Source organism: Ruminococcus flavefaciens 007c (genome assembly GCF_000571935.1).
In the GTDB taxonomy this organism is placed as follows: Bacteria; Bacillota; Clostridia; order Oscillospirales; family Ruminococcaceae; genus Ruminococcus; species Ruminococcus flavefaciens_F.
The window spans coordinates 28,455-47,938 of the sequence record NZ_ATAX01000028.1; the positions used below are offsets into that span (position 1 = coordinate 28,455).

Genomic DNA, 19,484 nt, shown 5'->3' on the forward strand with positions numbered 1-19,484 from the left:
ACATTGAATAAGCACACGAGACTTGTTGTCTCCGTACTTTTCATCGTCATAATCGTCCTTGCGGTGGCCATCACCAGATTTTACTCAAATTCGGCAAAAAGCACCGATACGGGCGATACCTATCCGGTCATCGAAGAAAAGCTTGATACGGACAACGAGGGCAACCGCATATTCCGCGGCGGCCCGGAGCTTTACGGCGTCATAGACCTCCGTGAGCGCGTCATAGTCTCTCCCGAATGGCAGAAGTTGTCCTTTGCGGGAAAGAATACGTGCATAGCTTCAAAAAGGATAAGAGGCAAGAACCTCTTCGGATGTATAGACTACGAGGGCAATATCATCGTTCCCTTCGTCTATTCCTCCATCTCCCCCGTCAAGGCGGGCGGACAGACTTTTTATTCCGCAAACACCTTCGATAAGAATACCATCGTCCTCTATGACGAGAATTTCATCCCCTGCCTGTCGGGAACATGGACCGGTCTCAATGCCAGCAGGAATGAGCTTCTGCTCACCTCCGACAACGGTTCCTATACCTTTTCCGCAGGAGAACACGGACTTACCTTCAAGGAAGCCCGTCTCAAAGGAAGCTGCATGAACTTCCCCTACGAGCTGAAGGTCACCAGCAGAGTCCTGCTTTCAAAGCTCTCGGTGTCCATGCTTGAACAGATGGCTTCGGGAGTGAGCAGATACATAGAATACGCCTATACAGGCAACAGCAAGGTGCTTGCGGGAATGAACACCGACAAATCCTCCGTGTTCCTCACTATATTCCCCGAGGAGCACTCCATAACCTCGGCAAAGCTCATGGGAATATCCGATCTTTTCGTTTATTCCGCGAAATCCGCCGGGGAAAATCCGCGCTACGCCGTTTCGGTCACAGCCGATACCTCAATATCCTACAAGGAGAACGGCAAGTCCAGACGTCTGCGCGATAAATACAAGGCCGTTGTGGAATTCGAGCTTTTCCCCTCAGGAGAATTCAAAGCTGTATCAGGCAGCTTTATCCAGGACAAACCCGACTATCCCGCACCTGAGCCTTCAACATCCGGGGCAGCTCCCGACAGCACCGCAGAACGTAACTGAATGAAAAACGCCTGCGGAAACGCACGGCAGAAAACTGCGGACAGACATAACTGTCTCCCGCATTCACATAAACAAGATCAAGGAGAATTATCATGGCTAAGAAAATTGCAGTTATCATGGGAAGCGACAGCGACTTCCCTGTTGTAAAATCAGCTCTTACAGAGCTCAAAAAGTACGGCGTAGAGTTTGAGTGCCGCGTCATGAGCGCACACAGAACTCCCGCAGAGGCCTGCGAATTTGCTTCAAACGCAAGAGCAAACGGCTTCGGCGCTATCATATGCGCAGCAGGCATGGCTGCTCACCTTGCAGGCGTTGTGGCAGGTCACACCACCCTGCCCGTTATCGGCATACCTATGAAATCAAAGGCTCTGGAGGGCGTAGACGCTCTTCTGGCAACAGTAATGATGCCTCCGGGAGTACCCGTTGCCACAGTGGGTATCGACGGAGCAAAGAACGCCGCTGTACTGGCTGTACAGATGCTGGCTATAGCTGATGAGGAACTGGCTGAAAAGCTTGCTGCCGAGAAGAAGGCTATGGCTGAGGGCGTTATCGCTAAGGATAAGGCGCTTCAGGAGCAGATAGCTGCTCTCTGAGCAAATAAGGAGGAAAAATATGACTCCCGAAAAAAGAAAAGAAAATTCCGAGAAGATACTGGCTGAAAAGGGCATAAGCTTTCTCGCCGGTCTGCCCATGACCGAGCCCGCCGGGGAGATCACGCTCAAAAGCTTCGACGCCGTGTGCAGAAGAGCCGTTGCTGCTCTGCTCTGTACTCAGGTAGCCATTGAGCTCAATGAGGATCATACCGAAGAAGCAGGCAGATTTTTCAATCTTATCAAGCACTTCGATGTGAGCGATAACCTCAATGCCAAGGAGTCAAAGCTCTTCAACGGCGAAGCTTCAAGGCAGGACGTCATCGACATAGTCTGGGAATACGAATGCTGCTGGGCTCTGTTCTGGGCTCTGGGACTGGTGGACGATATCACCGACGCAAGCAGCATATGCGACTGTATACAGTCTATACGCTTCGTTTCACAGTGCGAAGGCCTTGATGATTTCAAAAGCAGATGCTCTCTCCGCAGCGCTGACGATATACTGGATATGCTGGACCTCTACTACCGCTATCACTGGGCTGTGGTACAGCATGACAATATAGATCCCGCCTGCTCCGCAGGGGATCTCAACAGCGAGGTGGTCTTTGAACGCAGACGCGGCCTCGAATGGCTGATCTCCGATACCGAAGACTGGCACGATATATCACTGGATACATAATATTATGGATTTTGATACTCTTTTATTCGATCTTGACGGCACACTCACAGACTCCACCGAAGGCATAATCAAATGTCTTGTTCATGCCCTTGAGCGTATGGGTTATGAAGTCCCCGGGGATATGAACAAATTTCTCGGACCGCCGCTGTACCGCTCCTTTGCGGAGTTCTGCGGAATGGACAGTGAGCAGGTAAATGAGGCTGTCAGGATATTCCGCGAAAGGTACTCCGCCGTAGGGCTCTTCGAGAACCGCGTCTACGACGGCATACCCGAAATGCTGGACAGGCTCGCAAAGGGCGGCAAAAGGATAATGGTCGCCACCAGCAAGCCAGAGGTATACGCAGTACGTATATTCGACAGATTCGGGCTCTCGCCTTTTTTTGAGATCGTTGGCGGAGCAAATATAAACGGCACCCGCAACGACAAGGACGAGGTAATCGAATACGTTCTTGAAAAAGCAGGTATTTCCGACAGAAGTAAGGTCCTTATGATAGGCGACCGTAAACAGGACGTCCTGGGCGCTCATAAAACAGGTCTGAAGTGCATGGGCATACTCTGGGGCTTCGGCTCATTGGAGGAGCTCACCGAAGCAGGTGCGGACTACATAGCGGGAACACCTGAAGAAGCAGCAGATATGCTGCTCTCATAAGATTATAAGGGGGAAATAATATGGCAGGTATCAAAATTGACAAGGAAAAAAACGAAAACCGCTTTGAGTTCATTTCGGAGCAATACTACTGGGGCACAATGTTCACCGTCCTTGTGGACAAGGTAACAGGTGTTACCTATATGGCGACCATGCGCGAAGGCACAAGGATAACCCCTATGCTTGACAAAGACGGCAAGCCTTACGTCGATCCGCGCTTCGGCAGCAGATAAACAGTTTCGGTAAAGGGGGAAAAAGAAATGTTCGGCAATCAAAACAAACCTCAGCTTCCGCAGCGTTTTGAAATGCTGTCGGAACAGCGCATAAGCAATTCCACATATGTTACTCTTGTGGACACAGTCACAGGCGTTACCTATGTGAGCGTAACACATACTCTGGATTCATCCACTATCATGCAGCCTCTCCTCGACAGGGACGGAAAGCCCTATATCGATCCGAGATACGGCGGCAGATAATTTTCAAAGCCTACAATTTCCGCAATGCTGCGGGATTGCATATATAATCATTTATATATCTCAAGGAGGAATTTTAAAATGTCAAACATCGAAAAGAAGGAACAGCTCTATGAAGGCAAGGCCAAGAAGGTCTATGCTACAAATGATCCCGACCTCGTGATCGTAGATTACAAGGACGACGCAACTGCGTTCAACGGTGAAAAAAAGGGCACTATCGCAGGCAAGGGCGTCATCAACAACAAGATGACAAACTTCATGTTCAAGATGCTCGAAAAGGAAGGCGTTCCCACACATCTGGTCGAGGAGATCAGCGACCGCGAGACTATCGTAAAGAAGGTCTCCATCGTTCCCCTTGAGGTCATCATCAGAAACGTCGCAGCAGGCAGCTTCTCAAAGAGAATGGGCGTTGAGGAAGGCAAGCAGCTCCTCTGTCCTATCCTTGAGTTCAGCTACAAGAACGACGATCTGGGCGATCCCTTCATCAATGACTACTATGCACTGGCTCTCGGCATTGCTACAAAGGAAGAGCTTGAGACTATCGCCAAGTACGCTTTCAAGGTAAATGAGTTCATGGTAAAATTCTTCAAGGGTCTCAACATCGACCTCATCGACTTCAAGATCGAGTTCGGTAAGACTTCTGACGGCACTATCATCCTGGCTGACGAGATCTCTCCCGACACCTGCCGCTTCTGGGATTCCACAACTCACGAGAAGCTGGACAAGGACCGCTTCCGCAGAGATATGGGCGGCGTAGAAGAAGCTTATCAGGAAATCATGAAGAGACTTATGGGAGAATAATTTATGGGCGGTTTTTTTGGTGCAGCCTCTAAAAATGACTGCGTTACCGACGTATTTTTCGGAACAGACTATCACTCTCACCTCGGTACGAGAAGAGGCGGCATGACCTCTTATTCCGAGGAAAACGGATTCCAGAGGAATATCCACAGCATCGAGAATTCCCCCTTCCGTACCAAATTCGAGAATGATGTTGTAAATATGAGAGGCAAGCTCTGTATCGGTTGTATCAGCGATACGGATCCCCAGCCTATACTTGTCCGCTCAAAGCTCGGTCTGTATGCGGTATGCTCAGTAGGAATAATCCGCAACGCAGACACTCTCGTTAACGAGCTCCTTGAAAAGGGCTGCGCTAACTTTGAGGCAATGAGCAGCGGCAATATCAACTCCGGCGACCTAATCGGCGCTCTCATCGCACAGAAGGACAGCTTCGTAGAGGGCATACGCTACGCTCAGGACAAGATCGAGGGCACCATGTCCCTCATAATCCTCACAAAGGACAGCATTATCGCCGCAAGAGACCGTTTCGGCAGACTTCCAATAATCATAGGCAAGAGAAGCGACGGCTTCTGCCTGTCCACCGAGTCCTTTGCCTTCCAGAAGCTGGGTTATGCTACCTATAAGGAGCTTGAGGCAGGCGAGATTGTGGAGCTCACATCAGACGAATGCAGGACCATCGCAGAGGGCGATCCCTCAAAGATGAAGATATGCACATTCCTGTGGACATACTACGGCTATCCCAATGCGGTCTACGAGGGCGTGAACGTTGAAGTCATGCGTACCCGCAACGGCGAGATAATGGCCGAAAATGATATAAAGAACGGCAGGCTCCCCGATGTTGACTACATCTGCGGAGTACCCGATTCGGGAACTCCCCATGCCATCGGCTATGCCAACAGAAGCGGCATCCCCTTCGCAAGACCGTTCATCAAATATACTCCCACATGGCCCAGAAGCTTCATGCCCACCAACCAGAGCATGAGAAATCAGGTGGCAAAGATGAAGCTCATACCCGTTCATGACCTCATAAACGGCAAGAAGCTCCTCTTTGTGGACGACAGTATCGTAAGAGGCACACAGATGAGGGAAACAGTTGAGTTCCTCTATGAGCACGGTGCCAAGGAAGTGCATATGCGCTCTGCCTGTCCTCCTATCATGTACGGATGCAAATACCTCAACTTCTCACGCAGCACATCGGAAATGGAGCTCATCGCAAGACAGATCATCGACGAGTTTGAAGGTCCCGTGGGCGTAAGACATATCGAGGAGTACAGCAACTCCGCCACCGAGAGAGGACGCAGGCTCAGAGACGAGATCTGCAAGAGGCTCCGCCTTACCTCACTGGAATTCCAGACCCTTGAAGGCACAGAAAAGGCCGTAGGCGTTGACGCCTGCAAGCTCTGCACATATTGCTGGAACGGCAAGGAATAACAACGAAACAATACGGCTTTAAACGCATTGCGCTTTCCGGTAACGGGAGATAAACAACATGAAAAAGATCGCTGCCGCCCTATGCGCACTGGTACTGCTCGGCACAGGAGTATTTACAGGCTTCAGGGCAAGAGGAAAAAGAATAAACGGCAACCGTTACGGTTCAATGGCTGTTGTCAACGGAGAACTGTACTATTACGCCAATAATAATGTGTACAGGTATTCGTCGGGCAGAAGCAGCAAGGTCGAAAAGGCTGACAGCTGCTACTTCACCGTCAGCACAGCAGGCGGAGATGTAAAAATAAACTACACTGACGAAAACAGCGGCGAGGTCACAGATAATCCCTATAAGGATATACTGACCCCCGGAGCTCAGTATTCCGTTGTTTATGATGATAAATACGTTTATGCAAGATATCCCGAGGGTGACGCAAGAATAGACGTATACATGATAAACTCTCCCTCTGCCGACAGCGGCAGCCTGAAAAAAACAGACACGATCACTTTCTGATCTTAACTTATTGTAGGGGCTGGCGTCCTCGGCAGCCCGTAAAATCCATAAGCTTTGCGGGACGCCGAGGACGTCGTCCCCTACATTTATTTCATGGAGGTAAATTAATGAACAACAGTTTTTCCGAAAGCTACAAGAAGGCAGGCGTTGACGTTACCGCAGGCTACAAGTCAGTTGAACTGATGAAGGAGCATATCGCCCGTACCATGATAAAGGGCGCTCTTTCCGGCATAGGCGGCTTCGGTGGCCTTTTCGAGCTTGACCTGACAGGCATCAGCAAACCTGTTCTCGTTTCGGGCACAGACGGCGTTGGCACCAAGATAAAGCTTGCTTTTATCATGGACAAGCATGACACCGTAGGCATCGACTGCGTTGCAATGTGCGTCAACGATATAATCTGCTGCGGTGCAAAGCCTCAGTTCTTCCTTGATTATATCGCCTGCGGCAAGAACTATCCCGAGAAGATAGCTACTATCGTATCAGGCGTTGCAGAGGGCTGCGTTCAGGCTCAGTGTGCTCTCATCGGAGGAGAGACAGCAGAGCATCCCGGCCTTATGCCCGAGGACGAATACGACCTTGCAGGCTTCTCTGTGGGCGTTGTTGACAAGGACAAGATCCTTCAGCCCGATACACAGAAGGCAGGAGACGTTCTCATCGCTATCAAGTCCAGCGGCGTTCACTCAAACGGATTCTCACTGGTAAGAAGAGTATTTGACGTAAACGAGCAGAACCTCAGTATGCACTTCGACGACCTCGGTACTACTCTCGGCGAGTGCCTCCTCACACCTACACGTATCTACGTAAAGGCTGTAATGAGCCTTCTTGACGCTGTAAAGGTAAAGTCTATATCCCATATCACAGGCGGCGGCTTCTATGAGAATATCCCCCGCTCTCTCCCGAAGAATCTTGCTGCAAAGATCGAGAGGAACGCAGTACAGGTTCTCCCAATCTTTGATCTTATCCAGAGAACAGGCGATATCCCCGAGAGAGATATGTTCAATACTTTCAATATGGGTGTCGGCATGATAGTATCTGTTGACAAGAATGACGCAGACAAGGCAGTTGCAGCTATCAAGGCTGCCGGCGAAGACGCTTACGTTCTTGGCGAACTTACAGAGTCAGAGGAAGGCGTTATCATCTGCTGACAAATCATAATATACTTCAGTAATCATAGCAATATCCGCAATAATATCCGGGTTCACACAAAAGTACGTTCTTCAGAGGGATGGGATTTGGAATTATTTCACAGGCGGTGATGTTTATGAAAATGATCAGATTGACAGCTGCAGGAATGGCTTTTGCACTTCTTGCAGCCTCGCCGTTATACGGCGGAGCAGCCTCCGATATTCCTATGGACTATAACTCGGACGGCTGCGTTGACAGCCTCGACATGGTGGCTGCACGCAGGAGCGGCGCTTCTAAGGACGAGCTCAGGAGCCTTCAGGACTTTATCCTGGGCAAGGGCAGCAGTGAGTTCGAGATACCCGATTATCCCATAGACGAAAGCTGTATCCTCGAGCCCAAGGGCACTGTACATACAGGCGAGGGCACCTTCTACGGCGGCGGATATACGGGCGGTCACGCAATGCTGGATCCCGTATCGAGGGATTACTGGATAGTGGCCATGAATCACTACGACTACAATGAGGCACAGCTTGCAGGAGCTTATATCGAGGTCACAGGCGAGCTGGGCACTATAAAAATGCTCGTCACCGATGAGCTTCCCGAGGGCAAAAAGGGAGATCTTGACCTGTATACGGACGCTTTTCCCCTCATCGCTCCCGTTGAGAAGGGCAGAGTCCCCGTCAGCTGGAAGATAATCCCTCTGGACAGCGCAGAAAATGCTCCCATTTCATTCAAATATAAGGAGGGCAGCACGGAATTCTGGTGCGGAATTCAGGTCCGCAACCACCGCTACCCCATAACAAAGCTGGAATACCTGGACTCAAACGGCGAATTCGTGGAGATACAGCGCCGCCCGTACAATTACTTTGAATCCCGTGATATGGGCAAAGGACCTTTTACCTTCCGGATCACGGATATCTACGGACAGGTGGTCATCGACAGGGATATCCCCCTTTCCTACGATGATACCGAGATAATCCCGGGACACGTCCAGTTCCCCGAATAATCATCATGAAAGTAAAACTTATAGATCTTGCGTGGGCGGCAGTCTCCATGTTCATAATAGGATTTTCCTATCTGCACGGTCATCTGCTGTACGGACTTGTGGCTGTATACGCCCTTATGGCGCTGATATTCATAGGACATATCATAGCCGTAAAAAAAGAACTGAAAAACAATATCGCTGTATACGGGACTATCACCGACTACTTCATCAAGGATAAGGGCAGACACTTCTATCCTGTCGTAAAGTATACCACAGAGGAGGGCAGAGATGTCACCTCAACCTATTCCGTGCAGGATAACAAGAAACGCTACGAGATAGGCAGCGAGGAAATGATCTGCTACGATCCCCGCGATCCCATGTCTTTCTATTTTTCGGGACGTGAGGACGAGCTCACCAGAGATTACCAGAGATTTCTCATAATAGGCGGTATCATAGCCTTAGTGCTGATCGTAGTCGCATCTTTAACATAAACCATGTCTCATGGAGGAAATATCAATGAAAAATATAATAGTTCTCGTATCCGGCGGCGGTACCAACCTTCAGGCTCTTATCGACGCAGAAAAGTCGGGTATCATCAAGGGCGGCAGGATCACCTGCGTGATCTCTTCAAAGGAAGGCGCTTATGCCCTTGAACGCGCAAAAAACAACGGTATACCCGCAAGAGTGATTCCACGTAAGGAATACTCCGACATCGCAAGCTACAGCAGAGCCATTCTTGAAGCTCTTAATGAGGAAAAGGCTGATCTTGTCGTTTACGCAGGATTTATGACCATTCTCGACGAGCAGGTAACAAAGGCGTTCCCATATAAGATGATGAACGTTCATCCCGCGCTGATACCGTCATTCTGCGGAAAGGGCTTCTATGGGCTGCACGTCCATGAGGCTGCGCTGGCAGCGGGTGTAAAGCTCTCGGGCGCAACGGTACATTTTGTCACGGAAGTCTGCGACGGCGGCCCCATAATCATACAGAAGGCTGTTCCCGTCGAAAACGACGACACGCCCGAAACGCTCCAGAGACGCATTATGGAGCAGGCCGAGTGGAAGATACTCCCCGAAGCCGTTTCACTCTTCTGTCAGGACAGGATAGAAGTGATCGGCGGAAAAGCTTATGTAAAGTAAGGCTATGGCTAAATTAAAAGAATTATGGGAAAAGCAGACCGTGCAGAAGCTCTTTCTCTGCTTCTGGATGTACGCGGTTCTGGGCTGGTGCTATGAGGTCTTTCTGGAGGTAGTTGTCTACAGATGGGGCTTCCATAACAGAGGCAATATGTTCGGTCCCTACTGTCCGATATACGGAGTGGGAGCACTGCTGTTCCTGCTGTGCTTCGGCTGGCTCATGCGGAAAAAGGACGTTAAATGGCTGAATATAGTCAAACCGCTCCTTATCTTCCTGGGGTGTATGGCAATAGCCACATTCGTCGAGCTCATGGCCACATACATACTGGAATACACCCAGGGCTCATGGCCGTGGCAGACCTATTCACGGTACAAGTACAATTTCCAGGCGCGTATCGCCCTGAGCACCTCAGTACGCTTCGGACTGGGCGGTATGCTGTTTCTCTACATCGTACAGCCATTCTTTGACTGGCTCCTTGCAAAACCCAAAAGAAACACCCTCAACATCATCGCCATAACAGTGCTGGTGATAGTTGCGGCGGATTTCATACTTACAAATGCAACGGGTTATACCCCGAAGCTTGCATAAATCCCGTCTTGCGGCATATGATCCGACAAAAAGCCGGAAGACATCTGTTTTTTTAGCTATGACTAAGATAAAGGAATTATTGGAAAAACAAACTGTTCAGAAGCTCTTTCTATGCTTCTGGATGTATGCGATACTGGGCTGGTGCTACGAGGTCTTCCTCGAAGTAGTGGTCTATAAATGGGGTTTCACCAACCTTGGCATAATGTTCGGGCCTTATTGCCCTATATACGCGGTGGGAGCACTGCTGTTCCTGCTGTTTTTCGGAAGGCTGATGAAAAAAGAAGGAGGACGTCTCCTGCAGATAACCCGTCCGTTCATAATATTCTTCGGAAGTATGGCCGTGGCAACCGCCGTGGAGCTCACAGGCACATATATCCTTGAATACTTCACGGGCTCATGGCCGTGGAACACCTATGCGGACTATGATATAAACTTTCAGGCAAGAATAGCACTCTCTCCCTCACTGAGATTCGGTATGGGCGGACTGCTGTTCCTGTATTTCGTACAGCCCTTCTACGATTGGCTTCTTGCAAAGCCGAAACGCAAAACCCTCAACATCATCACCCTTGCAGTGCTGGTGATCGTTGTGACAGACTTCATACTCACACTTATTTTAAGATACTAAAACATTATCCGAAAGGAGTAATTATTATGAAAAAGCTTGATCTGGCAAAGGAACTCAGCACAAACGCTTACCCCGGAAGAGGTATCGTCATCGGTAAGTCGGACTGCGGAAAGTTTGCTGTTACAGCTTACTTCATCATGGGAAGAAGCGAGAACAGCCGCAACCGCGTATTCATCGAGGAGGGCAGAGGCATCCGCACTGAGGCCTTCGATCCTTCCAAGCTCACCGATCCCCACCTTATAATCTATGCTCCCGTAAGAGTTCTCGGCAACAAGCTCATCGTTACCAACGGCGACCAGACCGATACTATCTACGAGCTCATGGACAAGCAGTACACCTTCGAGCAGGCTCTCCGCACACGTGAATTCGAGGACGACGCTCCGAACTTCACTCCCCGTATCTCGGGTATACTCCGCTTCGGCGAGGAGGGCTTCAACTACGCAATGTCCATACTCAAGAGCGCTAACGGCAATCCCGAGTCTTGTCAGAGATATACCTTCAGCTATACAAATCCCATTGCAGGCGAGGGACATTTCATACACACATATATGGGTGACGGTTCTCCCCTGCCCAGCTTTGAGGGCGAGCCCAAGCTGGTCGGCATAAGCGGAAATATAGATGAGTTCACTGATATGCTCTGGAACAATCTCAACGCCGACAATAAGGTTTCTCTCTTTGTACGTTATGTTGACCTCGAAACAAACGCCGAGGAAACTCGCATCGTAAACAAGAACAAGTAATTGCAAGGGATATTTTTGGGGAAATGAAAAAATACTGTATATTGCTTGCTGCGTCATTGCTTCTTTCGCTTTCGGGCTGTAAAAAAGAAATGCCAAAAAACTTTGCTGCTATGCCTGATGTTCTTTCTGATGACGAATTGAACATTGCTGAGAACGAGCCGTCTTACAAATGCATCGAATCGCATTATATGAATGGCAAACTTGAAGAAAAAAAAGAAAGGCTCTATGATGAGCATGACCATATGATATCGAGTGACGAATTCAATGTAGATACAGGTGAAACAATACCTGCTATGCATGGAAAACACGTCAATGAGTATGACGTGGACGGTAATTGGGTAAAGGGTATATGGTATGGTCCGGACGAAAAAACTGTCGACAGAGTTTTTATCAATACCTATGATGAAAACGGCAACCGAACAAGTATAGCTGTGTATTACAACTATGACGGTCAACCCAAAAAGTACCTCTACTATGAAATGAAGTATGACGGGCACGGCAATGAGACCGAGTGGATCAAAGCCAAAGCAGATAATGGCATTCACGGTGTCTGCAAGTATTCGTATGAGTTTGACGACAAAGGCAATATCACCAAAAAAACCGAGGATGATTCATCGTCAAAACATGAGACAGAAGAGTATACGTATACCTATGACGATGACGGAAATATGCTTACAGAAAACCGCAGAAGATATTCAAAAAAAGAAACTCTTTTTGAAAGCAGCCGCAAATGTGATTACGACAGCCGCGGCAATCTTATCAGGGAAGAGTCAAGCTTCAGCGACGGCAGAGCAGATAAGGTCATATCCTATGAATATGATGCTCATAACCGCAAAATACGCGAGACTGACGGTTATTCCGAGACCTTATACGAATATGAGACCGTTAAATAAACAAATTATGAATCAATATAAGGAGGACATTAACAATGTCAAATGAAATGCAGTTAAAATACGGCTGTAACCCCAATCAGAAGCCTTCAAGAGTTTATATGGCTGACGGCAGCGAGCTCCCTATCGAGGTGCTCTGCGGCAAGCCGGGCTATATCAACCTTCTTGATGCCTTCAACGGCTGGCAGCTGGTAAAGGAGCTGAAGGCTGCTACTGGTATGTGTGCAGCTACATCATTCAAGCACGTTTCGCCCGCAGGTGCTGCTATAGGCAGACCTCTCAGCGATGATCTCAAGAAGATCTACTGGGTAGACGACCTGGGCGAGCTCTCTCCCCTTGCAAGCGCTTACGCAAGAGCAAGAGGCGCTGACAGAATGTCCTCTTACGGTGATTTCATCGCCCTTTCCGACAAGGTGGACGTTTGCACAGCAAAAATGATACAGCGCGAGGTATCAGACGGCGTTATCGCTCCCGACTACGATCCCGAGGCTCTGGAGATACTCAAGTCCAAGAGAAAGGGCACTTACTGCATACTCAAGATGGACGAGAACTACAAGCCCGCTCCCATCGAGACAAAGCAGGTTTACGGCGTATCCTTCGAGCAGGGACGCAACGAGCTCGACATCAACCGCGAGCTTCTTGCAAATATAGTTACTGAGAATAAAAATATCCCCGACGACAAGAAGGACGATCTCCTTATCTCTCTCATCACTCTGAAGTATACTCAGTCCAACTCTGTCTGCTACGTAAAGGACGGACAGGCTATCGGTATCGGTGCAGGACAGCAGTCCCGTATCCACTGCACACGTCTTGCAGGTCAGAAGGCCGATAACTGGTGGCTGAGACAGTCTCCGCAGGTAATGGGGCTCCAGTTCGTTGACGACATCCGCCGTGCCGACCGTGACAACGCTATCGACGTATACATCGGCGACGAGTACGAGGACGTTCTCCGCGAAGGCGAGTGGCAGCACATCTTCAAGGTCAAGCCCGCTGTATTTACCCGCGAGGAAAAGAAGGCATGGCTTGCCAAGAATACAGGCGTCTGCCTTGGTTCTGACGCTTTCTTCCCCTTCGGCGACAATATCGAAAGAGCAAAGAAGTCAGGCGTTGAGTATATTGCAGAGCCCGGCGGTTCTATCCGTGATGACAACGTTATCGAGACCTGCAACAAGTACAACATCGCTATGGCATTCACAGGCATCCGTCTTTTCCACCACTGATAACAATAACTCTTACAGCTGCGGCCATGAACTGACCGCAGCTTTTTTGTTCCGCACCTTCATCCCCCTCTGTAAGAGAGCGGAAAAGTGCTGAAATTCAACGGAAAACCATTGAATTTCAAAAAAATAATTCTGCGTTTCTATGTTGTGCACAAAAAAATCCGCAGACATTTGTACGCTGTGACCATAATACCTGTGTCCGAAAAACAAAGACTTATCCGTATTTTCTTACAGGGAGCTCCTGTGGCCGGAAAGTGCCGCTCTCTCCGCTTTTTTCTGCTCATTAACCCCTGTTAACAACTTTATTTTTTACGTGTATGCCTTTTGCAGCGCCATTTGTCAGTTCTCTTAGAAAAACAGGCAATAAATCTCTTGCAATATTGACCGCATTGTGCTATACTATAATGTACAGTTATAATTTTACAAATTGTACGGAAAGTTATATTATTTCCGGGACGGGGGAAAACTTATGAGCAGCTATCATTCAATATCACTGAAAAAACTGTACATTACAGCCGCTGTATTCTGCGGGCTGTATATCATAGCATCTATCCTCGCTTATATTCTTTCCGGTACGTTATTCAATGCACTGTCGGGTGACTCGTTCCGTGCAGCTCACCCTGATATGGCTATCTCAGGCAAATGCAAGGCTTTTCTGTGCCTTTCGGAAGTGGTATGGCTGCCTTTTATCATATACATCTTCAGCTGTACAGGCTGGGCTTTCTCTGCAAAGCGATGTAGAAGAACTCTTAAAGCAGCTCCTGCACTGTGGCTCCTCGGCTTCATCGCCGAACATATCATAGCGCTCCTTATATCACACTCCTCAATGATGAAGCATACATCTGAGGCATGGCTTATACAGCGCACCGAATACGTTACCTTCTTTTTCAGCATTATCCTGGTAGGAGCTCTGGTGCTCATATGCACCGCTGCCGCTCTCGGTATTGATGAGGACCGTCATGTAAAGCATCTAAAATATAAATAAGGAGCATCAAAATGAAAAAACCAAACGCACTAAAAAACACACTACTTATCGCAGCATTACTCTGTACAGTCAAGCTGGCTCTTGATATATTCTTCATCATCAATAACCATATAACCTTTTATACCGCTGTTGTCGGCAATCTCGGCAAGGAAGTCCTCCCCATAGGGATAAAAATGTTCTTCATCGCCGAATCCCTGCTGGCTACGGCTCCTCTCGGAATAGCCGCCGCGATCAACTACAAAAAGGAGGATATGTCCCAGAAACGCGGTATTTCCACTGTTATCGTAACAGGCATATTCTATGCGGTCTATATCTTAGGCTTTCCGCTTATAAAAAGCATTCTCTTCTCTTTGACATCAAGATTCTACGGTGACAAAATACTCAGCTATGTAATTTCACTCAACGGCACCCTCGGCGTTACCGATTTCCTCGTACACGCTGCAGCAGTTATGATGATAAGCTGCGCGGCTGTGGAGATTTACGGCGGAGAAAAAAAGTCCCTGCCCGAAGATATCGGATAATAGCAGAACTTATCGCATGGGCGACTGGTCAACATGAAAGGAGATACTTTCCCATGAAAAAATTTCTTATAATTCTCGCAGTTCTGATCGCTATTTCAGCCGCATCCTTCTTCGGTGTGACATATTACATGACTCACCCCTCCGATGAATACACCACGGAAAACTTCAGCTTCAGCGTCCCCGGCGGATTCGGCCTCGACACCATGAAGGACGGCAATACCTACGTATTCAGATGCCTTGGTGAAAAAATATATGTGGAAGACATAACCTACAACTGTACTCCCGAAACAGCAGAGGCTTTTCTCTATTACTATGACGGTGATGAAAACATAAAGGTGGAATCCTTTACAGGTTCTCAGTATACAGGCTTCTTCCGTTCATCGGACAACAATTCCGAAGGCAAAAAAGAAACCGGTCTTTCCTACATCCTCGGAACAGACACCCATTACTTCAACGTGTCCTGTATCTGCGGCTCTTTAAAATCAAAGCTCCTGAAAAAATCAATGGACAAGATCGCAGAGTCCGCAGTATATACCTCGGATTTCCGTATAGCCGACAAACCCGAGACTTATGACTTCAAATGGGCAACTGTAAATACAGGCAAAAAATACACCTGCAAGGATAAGACCGAAGAGGAAAAAAAGGAAAAGCCCATCATAAAGTTCGTAATGAACGAGGTCTATGCAGAAGCGGACACCTATGTGAAAACATACTCTCCCACCATCTCACTGACCGTAGTGGAAGCCGACGCCTCCCCTGCTGACCTTGCAGATGACAGCTATAACAAACGAATGGAAAACAAGGATAAGTATAACTCCATCAAGAGAGAACAGGTAAATATGTTCGGCTATGACTGCGAACGCCTTTTTTATGAGACAAAGCCGTCGTCGGACGACGATACTATTATCCACTTCTATGATCTGTACTTCTTCAGGAACGGCAAGTATCTGTACAACGTGACCGCAAATTACCGCAACAGTTCGGAAGAAGCAGACGCACGTGAAATGCTCGGAAATATCACCATAAAGGATATTGATAAATAACTATTTTACATACAGGAGGAATACCCCAATGAAAAACGTATTAGTAGTAGGCGGCGGCGGACGCGAACACGCCATCATCATGAAGCTGGCAGAGAGCCCCCATGTGGGAAAGCTCTACTGCGCTCCGGGCAACGGAGGCATCTCAAAGTATGCCGAGTGCTTCAGCGTAGGTGCCACTGATGTTGACGGGATCGTCGCTCTTGCAAAGCAGCTCAGACCTGATATGGTCGTTGTTGCTCCCGATGATCCGCTGGTCCTCGGAATGGTCGACAGCTTGCAGGCTGAAGGCTTCATGACCTTTGGTCCCAAAGCCAATGCGGCTATAATAGAGGGCTCAAAGGTATTTTCCAAGGAGCTCATGAAGAAATACAACATACCTACTGCTTTCTATGAGGTATTCACCGAATCGGAAAAGGCTATTGCTTATCTGAAAGAGCAGAACAGCTACCCCGCTGTTATCAAGGCTGACGGTCTGGCTCTCGGAAAGGGCGTTATCATAGCTCAGAACGAGGAGGAAGCTGTTGCCGCAGTTCATGAGATGATAGATGAGCTCAAGTTCGGAAAGAGCTCTGCCCGTATCGTTATCGAGGAATTCCTCACAGGTCCCGAAGTATCCGTTCTCAGCTTCACCGATGGCAAGACTCTGGTGCCTATGATCTCCTCTATGGATCACAAGCGCGCTCTCGACGGCGACAAGGGCCTCAATACCGGCGGTATGGGTACTGTTTCTCCCAATCCCTGCTATACAGAGGACATCGCCAAGGAGTGCATGGAGAAGATATTCCTCCCCACTATGAACGCTATGAACTCCGAGGGACGCACCTTTGAGGGCTGCCTCTACTTCGGACTTATGATAACTCCCAAGGGTCCCAAGGTCATCGAGTATAACTGCCGCTTCGGCGATCCCGAGACACAGGTGGTTCTCCCCATGCTGGACGCCGACCTTTATGAGATATTCGAGGCTATATACAACCACCAGCTGGACAAGGTGGACATAAAGTGGCATAAGGGCAGCTGCGCCTGCGTTGTCATGGCAAGCGGCGGCTACCCCGAAAGCTATCCCAAGGGCATTAAAATGAACGGCTTCGACGAAAAAGGTCAGGTCGAGGGCTGCTTCGTTTACCATGCAGGCACAAAACTTGACGAAAAGGGTGATTTTCTCACCAACGGCGGCAGAGTCATCGGCGTTACCGCTAAGGGCAATGACCTTCAGGCCGCACTTGATAAGGCTTACGAGGGCGTCTCAAAAATAAGCTTTGAGGGCGCTCATTACAGGAAAGATATCGGACAGAGAGCACTGAAGGCTCTCAGCTAAGGAGCGTTTTATGCATGATAGGTTAAATACGGGGTTTAAAAACTGCCTCTTCGGAAACCTGCTGTTTATCGCATTCGGTCTGGTCTGTCTCTTATACTACAACGTCTACTCTCCGGACTCGGCATTCTCAAAGCTCATAGAGATAATCGCATACGCCTGCGAATTCGGCGGATTCGCACTGCTGCTCTGGGGACACTGGCTGTTTATTACTGCCGCAAGATTCAGGATGCTGATGAAGGTCAGCTACCTGCTGTATATCATCCTTGAGGCGGTAATGATGATATTTGAGCTCAATTCCTACCAGATCTCCTTCTACAAACCTTATTCTCTATTACTGGCAATAGTTCACGCATCTGTATCGGGATTTGTATGCCTTACATTTCTTCAGCTCGATCCCAACAAGAAAAAACTCGAGCTTTCGGTGGTCATATGCATAGCGATAATATTCGCCGGTATGCTGGGCAATATCCTCGGTCTGAGAATATACTTCAGTATCATCGTCAACGGCATCGCCTATTCGATACTTTATTATTTCATCATACGCCATATCAAGCGTGAGGAGATAGAAATAGACTGCCACGGTGACAAAGCCCGCGTTGCGGAATATAAAAGTACATTTTTCGATGAATAATAAAAAGCTCCCTTTATCGGGGAGCTTTTTTGATGTATACAGCTTTTTCACTAAAAAATATTGACAAATCTCTCAAATCAGGTTAAAATAGTAATAAGGGGATCATATTTTGCATCGAAAGGAGCGTTTATCATGATTTCTATCAAGCAGGAGGATTTCGCGGAAAATTACGAGCTCTTCGCAAAGCTTTGCGATATAACCTCAGAACCGCTGAAGCTTGTCAATGCTAACTGCAAGGATATGATAGTCATGACCGCTGATGCTTTCCAACGCAGAAAGAAAAAGCTCGATCTCCGTGAAAAAATGCTCGCTGCTGACGGCGATGAGGAACTGAGTACGGAATCAACAGATTTCAACAAGCTCAGAAGGATCATTAATGAACTGTCAAAAAACGAGGAATAATTTTGTAATAGTGCGTTCACAAAGCCGCTTCATTGATGAAAATCAGATGAAATCGGGGGCAAATTTCTTGACAACCGCAATATTTTGCCATATAATATGGTTGTGGCACAAGGGGTGTGCCTGAAACATTATTACATGAAACAGGAGGATTATGAAAATGGGTGTATTCAAGAGATTAAGCGATCTTCTCAAGGCAAATGTTAATGACATTATCGACAGGGCTGAAGATCCCGAGAAAATGGTAAAGCAGATCATCATCGATATGCAGACCGAGCTCACAAAGGCTACTCAGAACTACGGTAAGGCTAAGGCAAGCGAACGCCTCGCCGAGAAGAAATACCTCGAAGCTCAGAAGATCTCTTCTGACTGGGAGGCTAAGGCTAAGATGGCTCTCTCAAAGGGCGATCAGGACCTTGCTAAGCAGGCTCTCGCAAGAAAAGTCAGAGCTGATGAGGACCTCGCAAACTATAAGGAAATGTATGACTCCATCTCTGCTCAGACCGATGCTATCGGCGATCAGGTAGAGGTGCTCAAGTCCAAGCTCGAAGAGGCTAAGAGCCGTCAGGCTATGCTCATCGCGCGTTCACAGATGGCTGATACCAAGAAGAACCTCGCTAAGGCAGCAGGTGCTTTCGATCCTAACTCATCTTTCGATAAGTTCCAGAGAATGGAAGAAAAGATTGAGCGCAAGGAGGCTGAGGCTGACGCTTTCACTGAGATCGCAGGCGGTACTCTCAACGGCGGCAGCGGTGACGAGCTCACAGATTCATTCGATCAGCTCGAGTCTGACGCTAAGGTAGACGCAGAGCTCCAGAGACTTATGGCTGAGATGAACGGAGGCAGCTCCAACTGATCTCGGCTGACTAACAGCAAAGGAATTTTATTATGAGCCGCAAAAAAGACAATACTTATCCCGCAAAAAAAATGTTCAGAGATTCGCTGCCCATACTGGGTGCGATCTTCCTTGCAATGGTTTCCGTAGCATATATCCTTTTCCGCAGCTGGAGCAACAAGCTCTATTATGAAAAATGGAAGGAATATGAGGATTGCGGTATCTGAATAAAAACA

Annotated in this window: 26 protein-coding genes; all 26 read left to right on the forward strand. The window is 48.3% G+C overall.

All coding sequences use genetic code 11. The features are described 5' to 3' along the window. The first annotated feature begins 3 nt into the window (after positions 1–3). The 26 genes from RF007C_RS10870 to RF007C_RS17765 all read left to right on the forward strand — a co-directional run bounded on the left by RF007C_RS10870 (position 4) and on the right by RF007C_RS17765 (position 19,475). A complete protein-coding gene (locus RF007C_RS10870) occupies positions 4–1,080 on the forward strand; it encodes a WG repeat-containing protein (protein WP_037299816.1) in 1,077 nt (358 codons plus the stop codon). A gap of 92 nt (positions 1,081–1,172) precedes the next feature. Further along, positions 1,173–1,673 (forward strand): 5-(carboxyamino)imidazole ribonucleotide mutase, encoded by a 501-nt coding sequence (gene purE / locus RF007C_RS10875; protein ID WP_037299818.1) that lies wholly within the window; start codon positions 1,173–1,175, stop codon positions 1,671–1,673. Positions 1,674–1,692: 19 nt separating this feature from the next. Beyond that, entirely contained in the window at positions 1,693–2,349 is a 657-nt protein-coding gene (locus RF007C_RS10880) for a DUF4272 domain-containing protein (protein WP_037299820.1), read from the forward strand. A 4-nt stretch (positions 2,350–2,353) separates the two neighbouring features. Next, a complete protein-coding gene (locus RF007C_RS10885; protein WP_037299822.1) occupies positions 2,354–2,998 on the forward strand; it encodes an HAD hydrolase-like protein in 645 nt (214 codons plus the stop codon). 20 nt (positions 2,999–3,018) lie between these two features. After that, positions 3,019–3,228, forward strand: a complete 210-nt coding sequence (locus RF007C_RS17760; protein WP_037299824.1) for a DUF6440 family protein — start codon at positions 3,019–3,021, stop codon at positions 3,226–3,228. Positions 3,229–3,255: 27 nt separating this feature from the next. Then, entirely contained in the window at positions 3,256–3,471 is a 216-nt protein-coding gene (locus tag RF007C_RS10895; RefSeq protein ID WP_037299826.1) for a DUF6440 family protein, read from the forward strand. Positions 3,472–3,549: 78 nt separating this feature from the next. Next, positions 3,550–4,269 (forward strand): phosphoribosylaminoimidazolesuccinocarboxamide synthase, encoded by a 720-nt coding sequence (purC, locus tag RF007C_RS10900; RefSeq protein WP_082316755.1) that lies wholly within the window; start codon positions 3,550–3,552, stop codon positions 4,267–4,269. Positions 4,270–4,272: 3 nt separating this feature from the next. Then, complete coding sequence (locus RF007C_RS10905) at positions 4,273–5,697, forward strand: amidophosphoribosyltransferase (protein ID WP_037299829.1); 1,425 nt, start codon at positions 4,273–4,275, stop codon at positions 5,695–5,697. 58 nt (positions 5,698–5,755) lie between these two features. After that, positions 5,756–6,208: a hypothetical protein gene (locus RF007C_RS10910; RefSeq protein ID WP_037299831.1), complete on the forward strand. Its 453-nt coding sequence runs from the start codon at positions 5,756–5,758 to the stop codon at positions 6,206–6,208. A 107-nt stretch (positions 6,209–6,315) separates the two neighbouring features. Beyond that, positions 6,316–7,353: a phosphoribosylformylglycinamidine cyclo-ligase gene (gene purM / locus RF007C_RS10915; RefSeq protein ID WP_019680152.1), complete on the forward strand. Its 1,038-nt coding sequence runs from the start codon at positions 6,316–6,318 to the stop codon at positions 7,351–7,353. 116 nt (positions 7,354–7,469) lie between these two features. Continuing rightward, the gene (locus RF007C_RS10920; RefSeq protein ID WP_019680151.1) at positions 7,470–8,339 is read left to right on the forward strand and encodes an expansin EXLX1 family cellulose-binding protein; all 870 of its coding nucleotides are present in this window, start codon (positions 7,470–7,472) and stop codon (positions 8,337–8,339) included. Positions 8,340–8,344: 5 nt separating this feature from the next. Beyond that, positions 8,345–8,809, forward strand: coding sequence for a DUF3592 domain-containing protein (locus RF007C_RS10925; protein WP_141630215.1), 465 nt, complete (start codon positions 8,345–8,347; stop codon positions 8,807–8,809). Positions 8,810–8,834: 25 nt separating this feature from the next. Next, positions 8,835–9,458 carry a phosphoribosylglycinamide formyltransferase gene (gene purN, locus RF007C_RS10930; protein ID WP_019680149.1) on the forward strand — a complete coding sequence of 208 codons (624 nt, stop codon included), beginning with the start codon at positions 8,835–8,837 and terminating at the stop codon, positions 9,456–9,458. A gap of 4 nt (positions 9,459–9,462) precedes the next feature. Continuing rightward, positions 9,463–10,044, forward strand: a complete 582-nt coding sequence (locus tag RF007C_RS10935; RefSeq protein WP_019680148.1) for a putative ABC transporter permease — start codon at positions 9,463–9,465, stop codon at positions 10,042–10,044. 58 nt (positions 10,045–10,102) lie between these two features. After that, positions 10,103–10,669 (forward strand): putative ABC transporter permease, encoded by a 567-nt coding sequence (locus tag RF007C_RS10940; protein ID WP_019680147.1) that lies wholly within the window; start codon positions 10,103–10,105, stop codon positions 10,667–10,669. A 26-nt stretch (positions 10,670–10,695) separates the two neighbouring features. After that, positions 10,696–11,409, forward strand: a complete 714-nt coding sequence (locus RF007C_RS10945) for an IMP cyclohydrolase (protein WP_037299834.1) — start codon at positions 10,696–10,698, stop codon at positions 11,407–11,409. A gap of 23 nt (positions 11,410–11,432) precedes the next feature. Further along, positions 11,433–12,302: a hypothetical protein gene (locus RF007C_RS10950; protein WP_037299835.1), complete on the forward strand. Its 870-nt coding sequence runs from the start codon at positions 11,433–11,435 to the stop codon at positions 12,300–12,302. A 35-nt stretch (positions 12,303–12,337) separates the two neighbouring features. After that, positions 12,338–13,519: a phosphoribosylaminoimidazolecarboxamide formyltransferase gene (locus tag RF007C_RS10955; protein WP_037299837.1), complete on the forward strand. Its 1,182-nt coding sequence runs from the start codon at positions 12,338–12,340 to the stop codon at positions 13,517–13,519. Positions 13,520–13,988: 469 nt separating this feature from the next. Continuing rightward, positions 13,989–14,504 (forward strand): hypothetical protein, encoded by a 516-nt coding sequence (locus RF007C_RS10960; RefSeq protein ID WP_019680143.1) that lies wholly within the window; start codon positions 13,989–13,991, stop codon positions 14,502–14,504. A gap of 11 nt (positions 14,505–14,515) precedes the next feature. Next, positions 14,516–15,025, forward strand: coding sequence for a hypothetical protein (locus RF007C_RS10965; protein ID WP_037299839.1), 510 nt, complete (start codon positions 14,516–14,518; stop codon positions 15,023–15,025). A 53-nt stretch (positions 15,026–15,078) separates the two neighbouring features. Continuing rightward, complete coding sequence (locus RF007C_RS10970) at positions 15,079–16,068, forward strand: hypothetical protein (protein ID WP_037299842.1); 990 nt, start codon at positions 15,079–15,081, stop codon at positions 16,066–16,068. Positions 16,069–16,096: 28 nt separating this feature from the next. Beyond that, a complete protein-coding gene (gene purD, locus RF007C_RS10975; protein ID WP_037299845.1) occupies positions 16,097–17,383 on the forward strand; it encodes a phosphoribosylamine--glycine ligase in 1,287 nt (428 codons plus the stop codon). A 10-nt stretch (positions 17,384–17,393) separates the two neighbouring features. Further along, entirely contained in the window at positions 17,394–18,014 is a 621-nt protein-coding gene (locus RF007C_RS10980; protein WP_019680138.1) for a hypothetical protein, read from the forward strand. Positions 18,015–18,146: 132 nt separating this feature from the next. Further along, positions 18,147–18,416 carry a hypothetical protein gene (locus tag RF007C_RS17505; RefSeq protein ID WP_019680137.1) on the forward strand — a complete coding sequence of 90 codons (270 nt, stop codon included), beginning with the start codon at positions 18,147–18,149 and terminating at the stop codon, positions 18,414–18,416. A 157-nt stretch (positions 18,417–18,573) separates the two neighbouring features. Next, on the forward strand, positions 18,574–19,269 hold the full coding sequence (locus RF007C_RS10990; RefSeq protein WP_019680136.1) for a PspA/IM30 family protein: 696 nt from the start codon (positions 18,574–18,576) through the stop codon (positions 19,267–19,269). Positions 19,270–19,301: 32 nt separating this feature from the next. Then, positions 19,302–19,475, forward strand: coding sequence for a hypothetical protein (locus tag RF007C_RS17765; RefSeq protein WP_019680135.1), 174 nt, complete (start codon positions 19,302–19,304; stop codon positions 19,473–19,475). Positions 19,476–19,484: the final 9 nt, after the last annotated feature.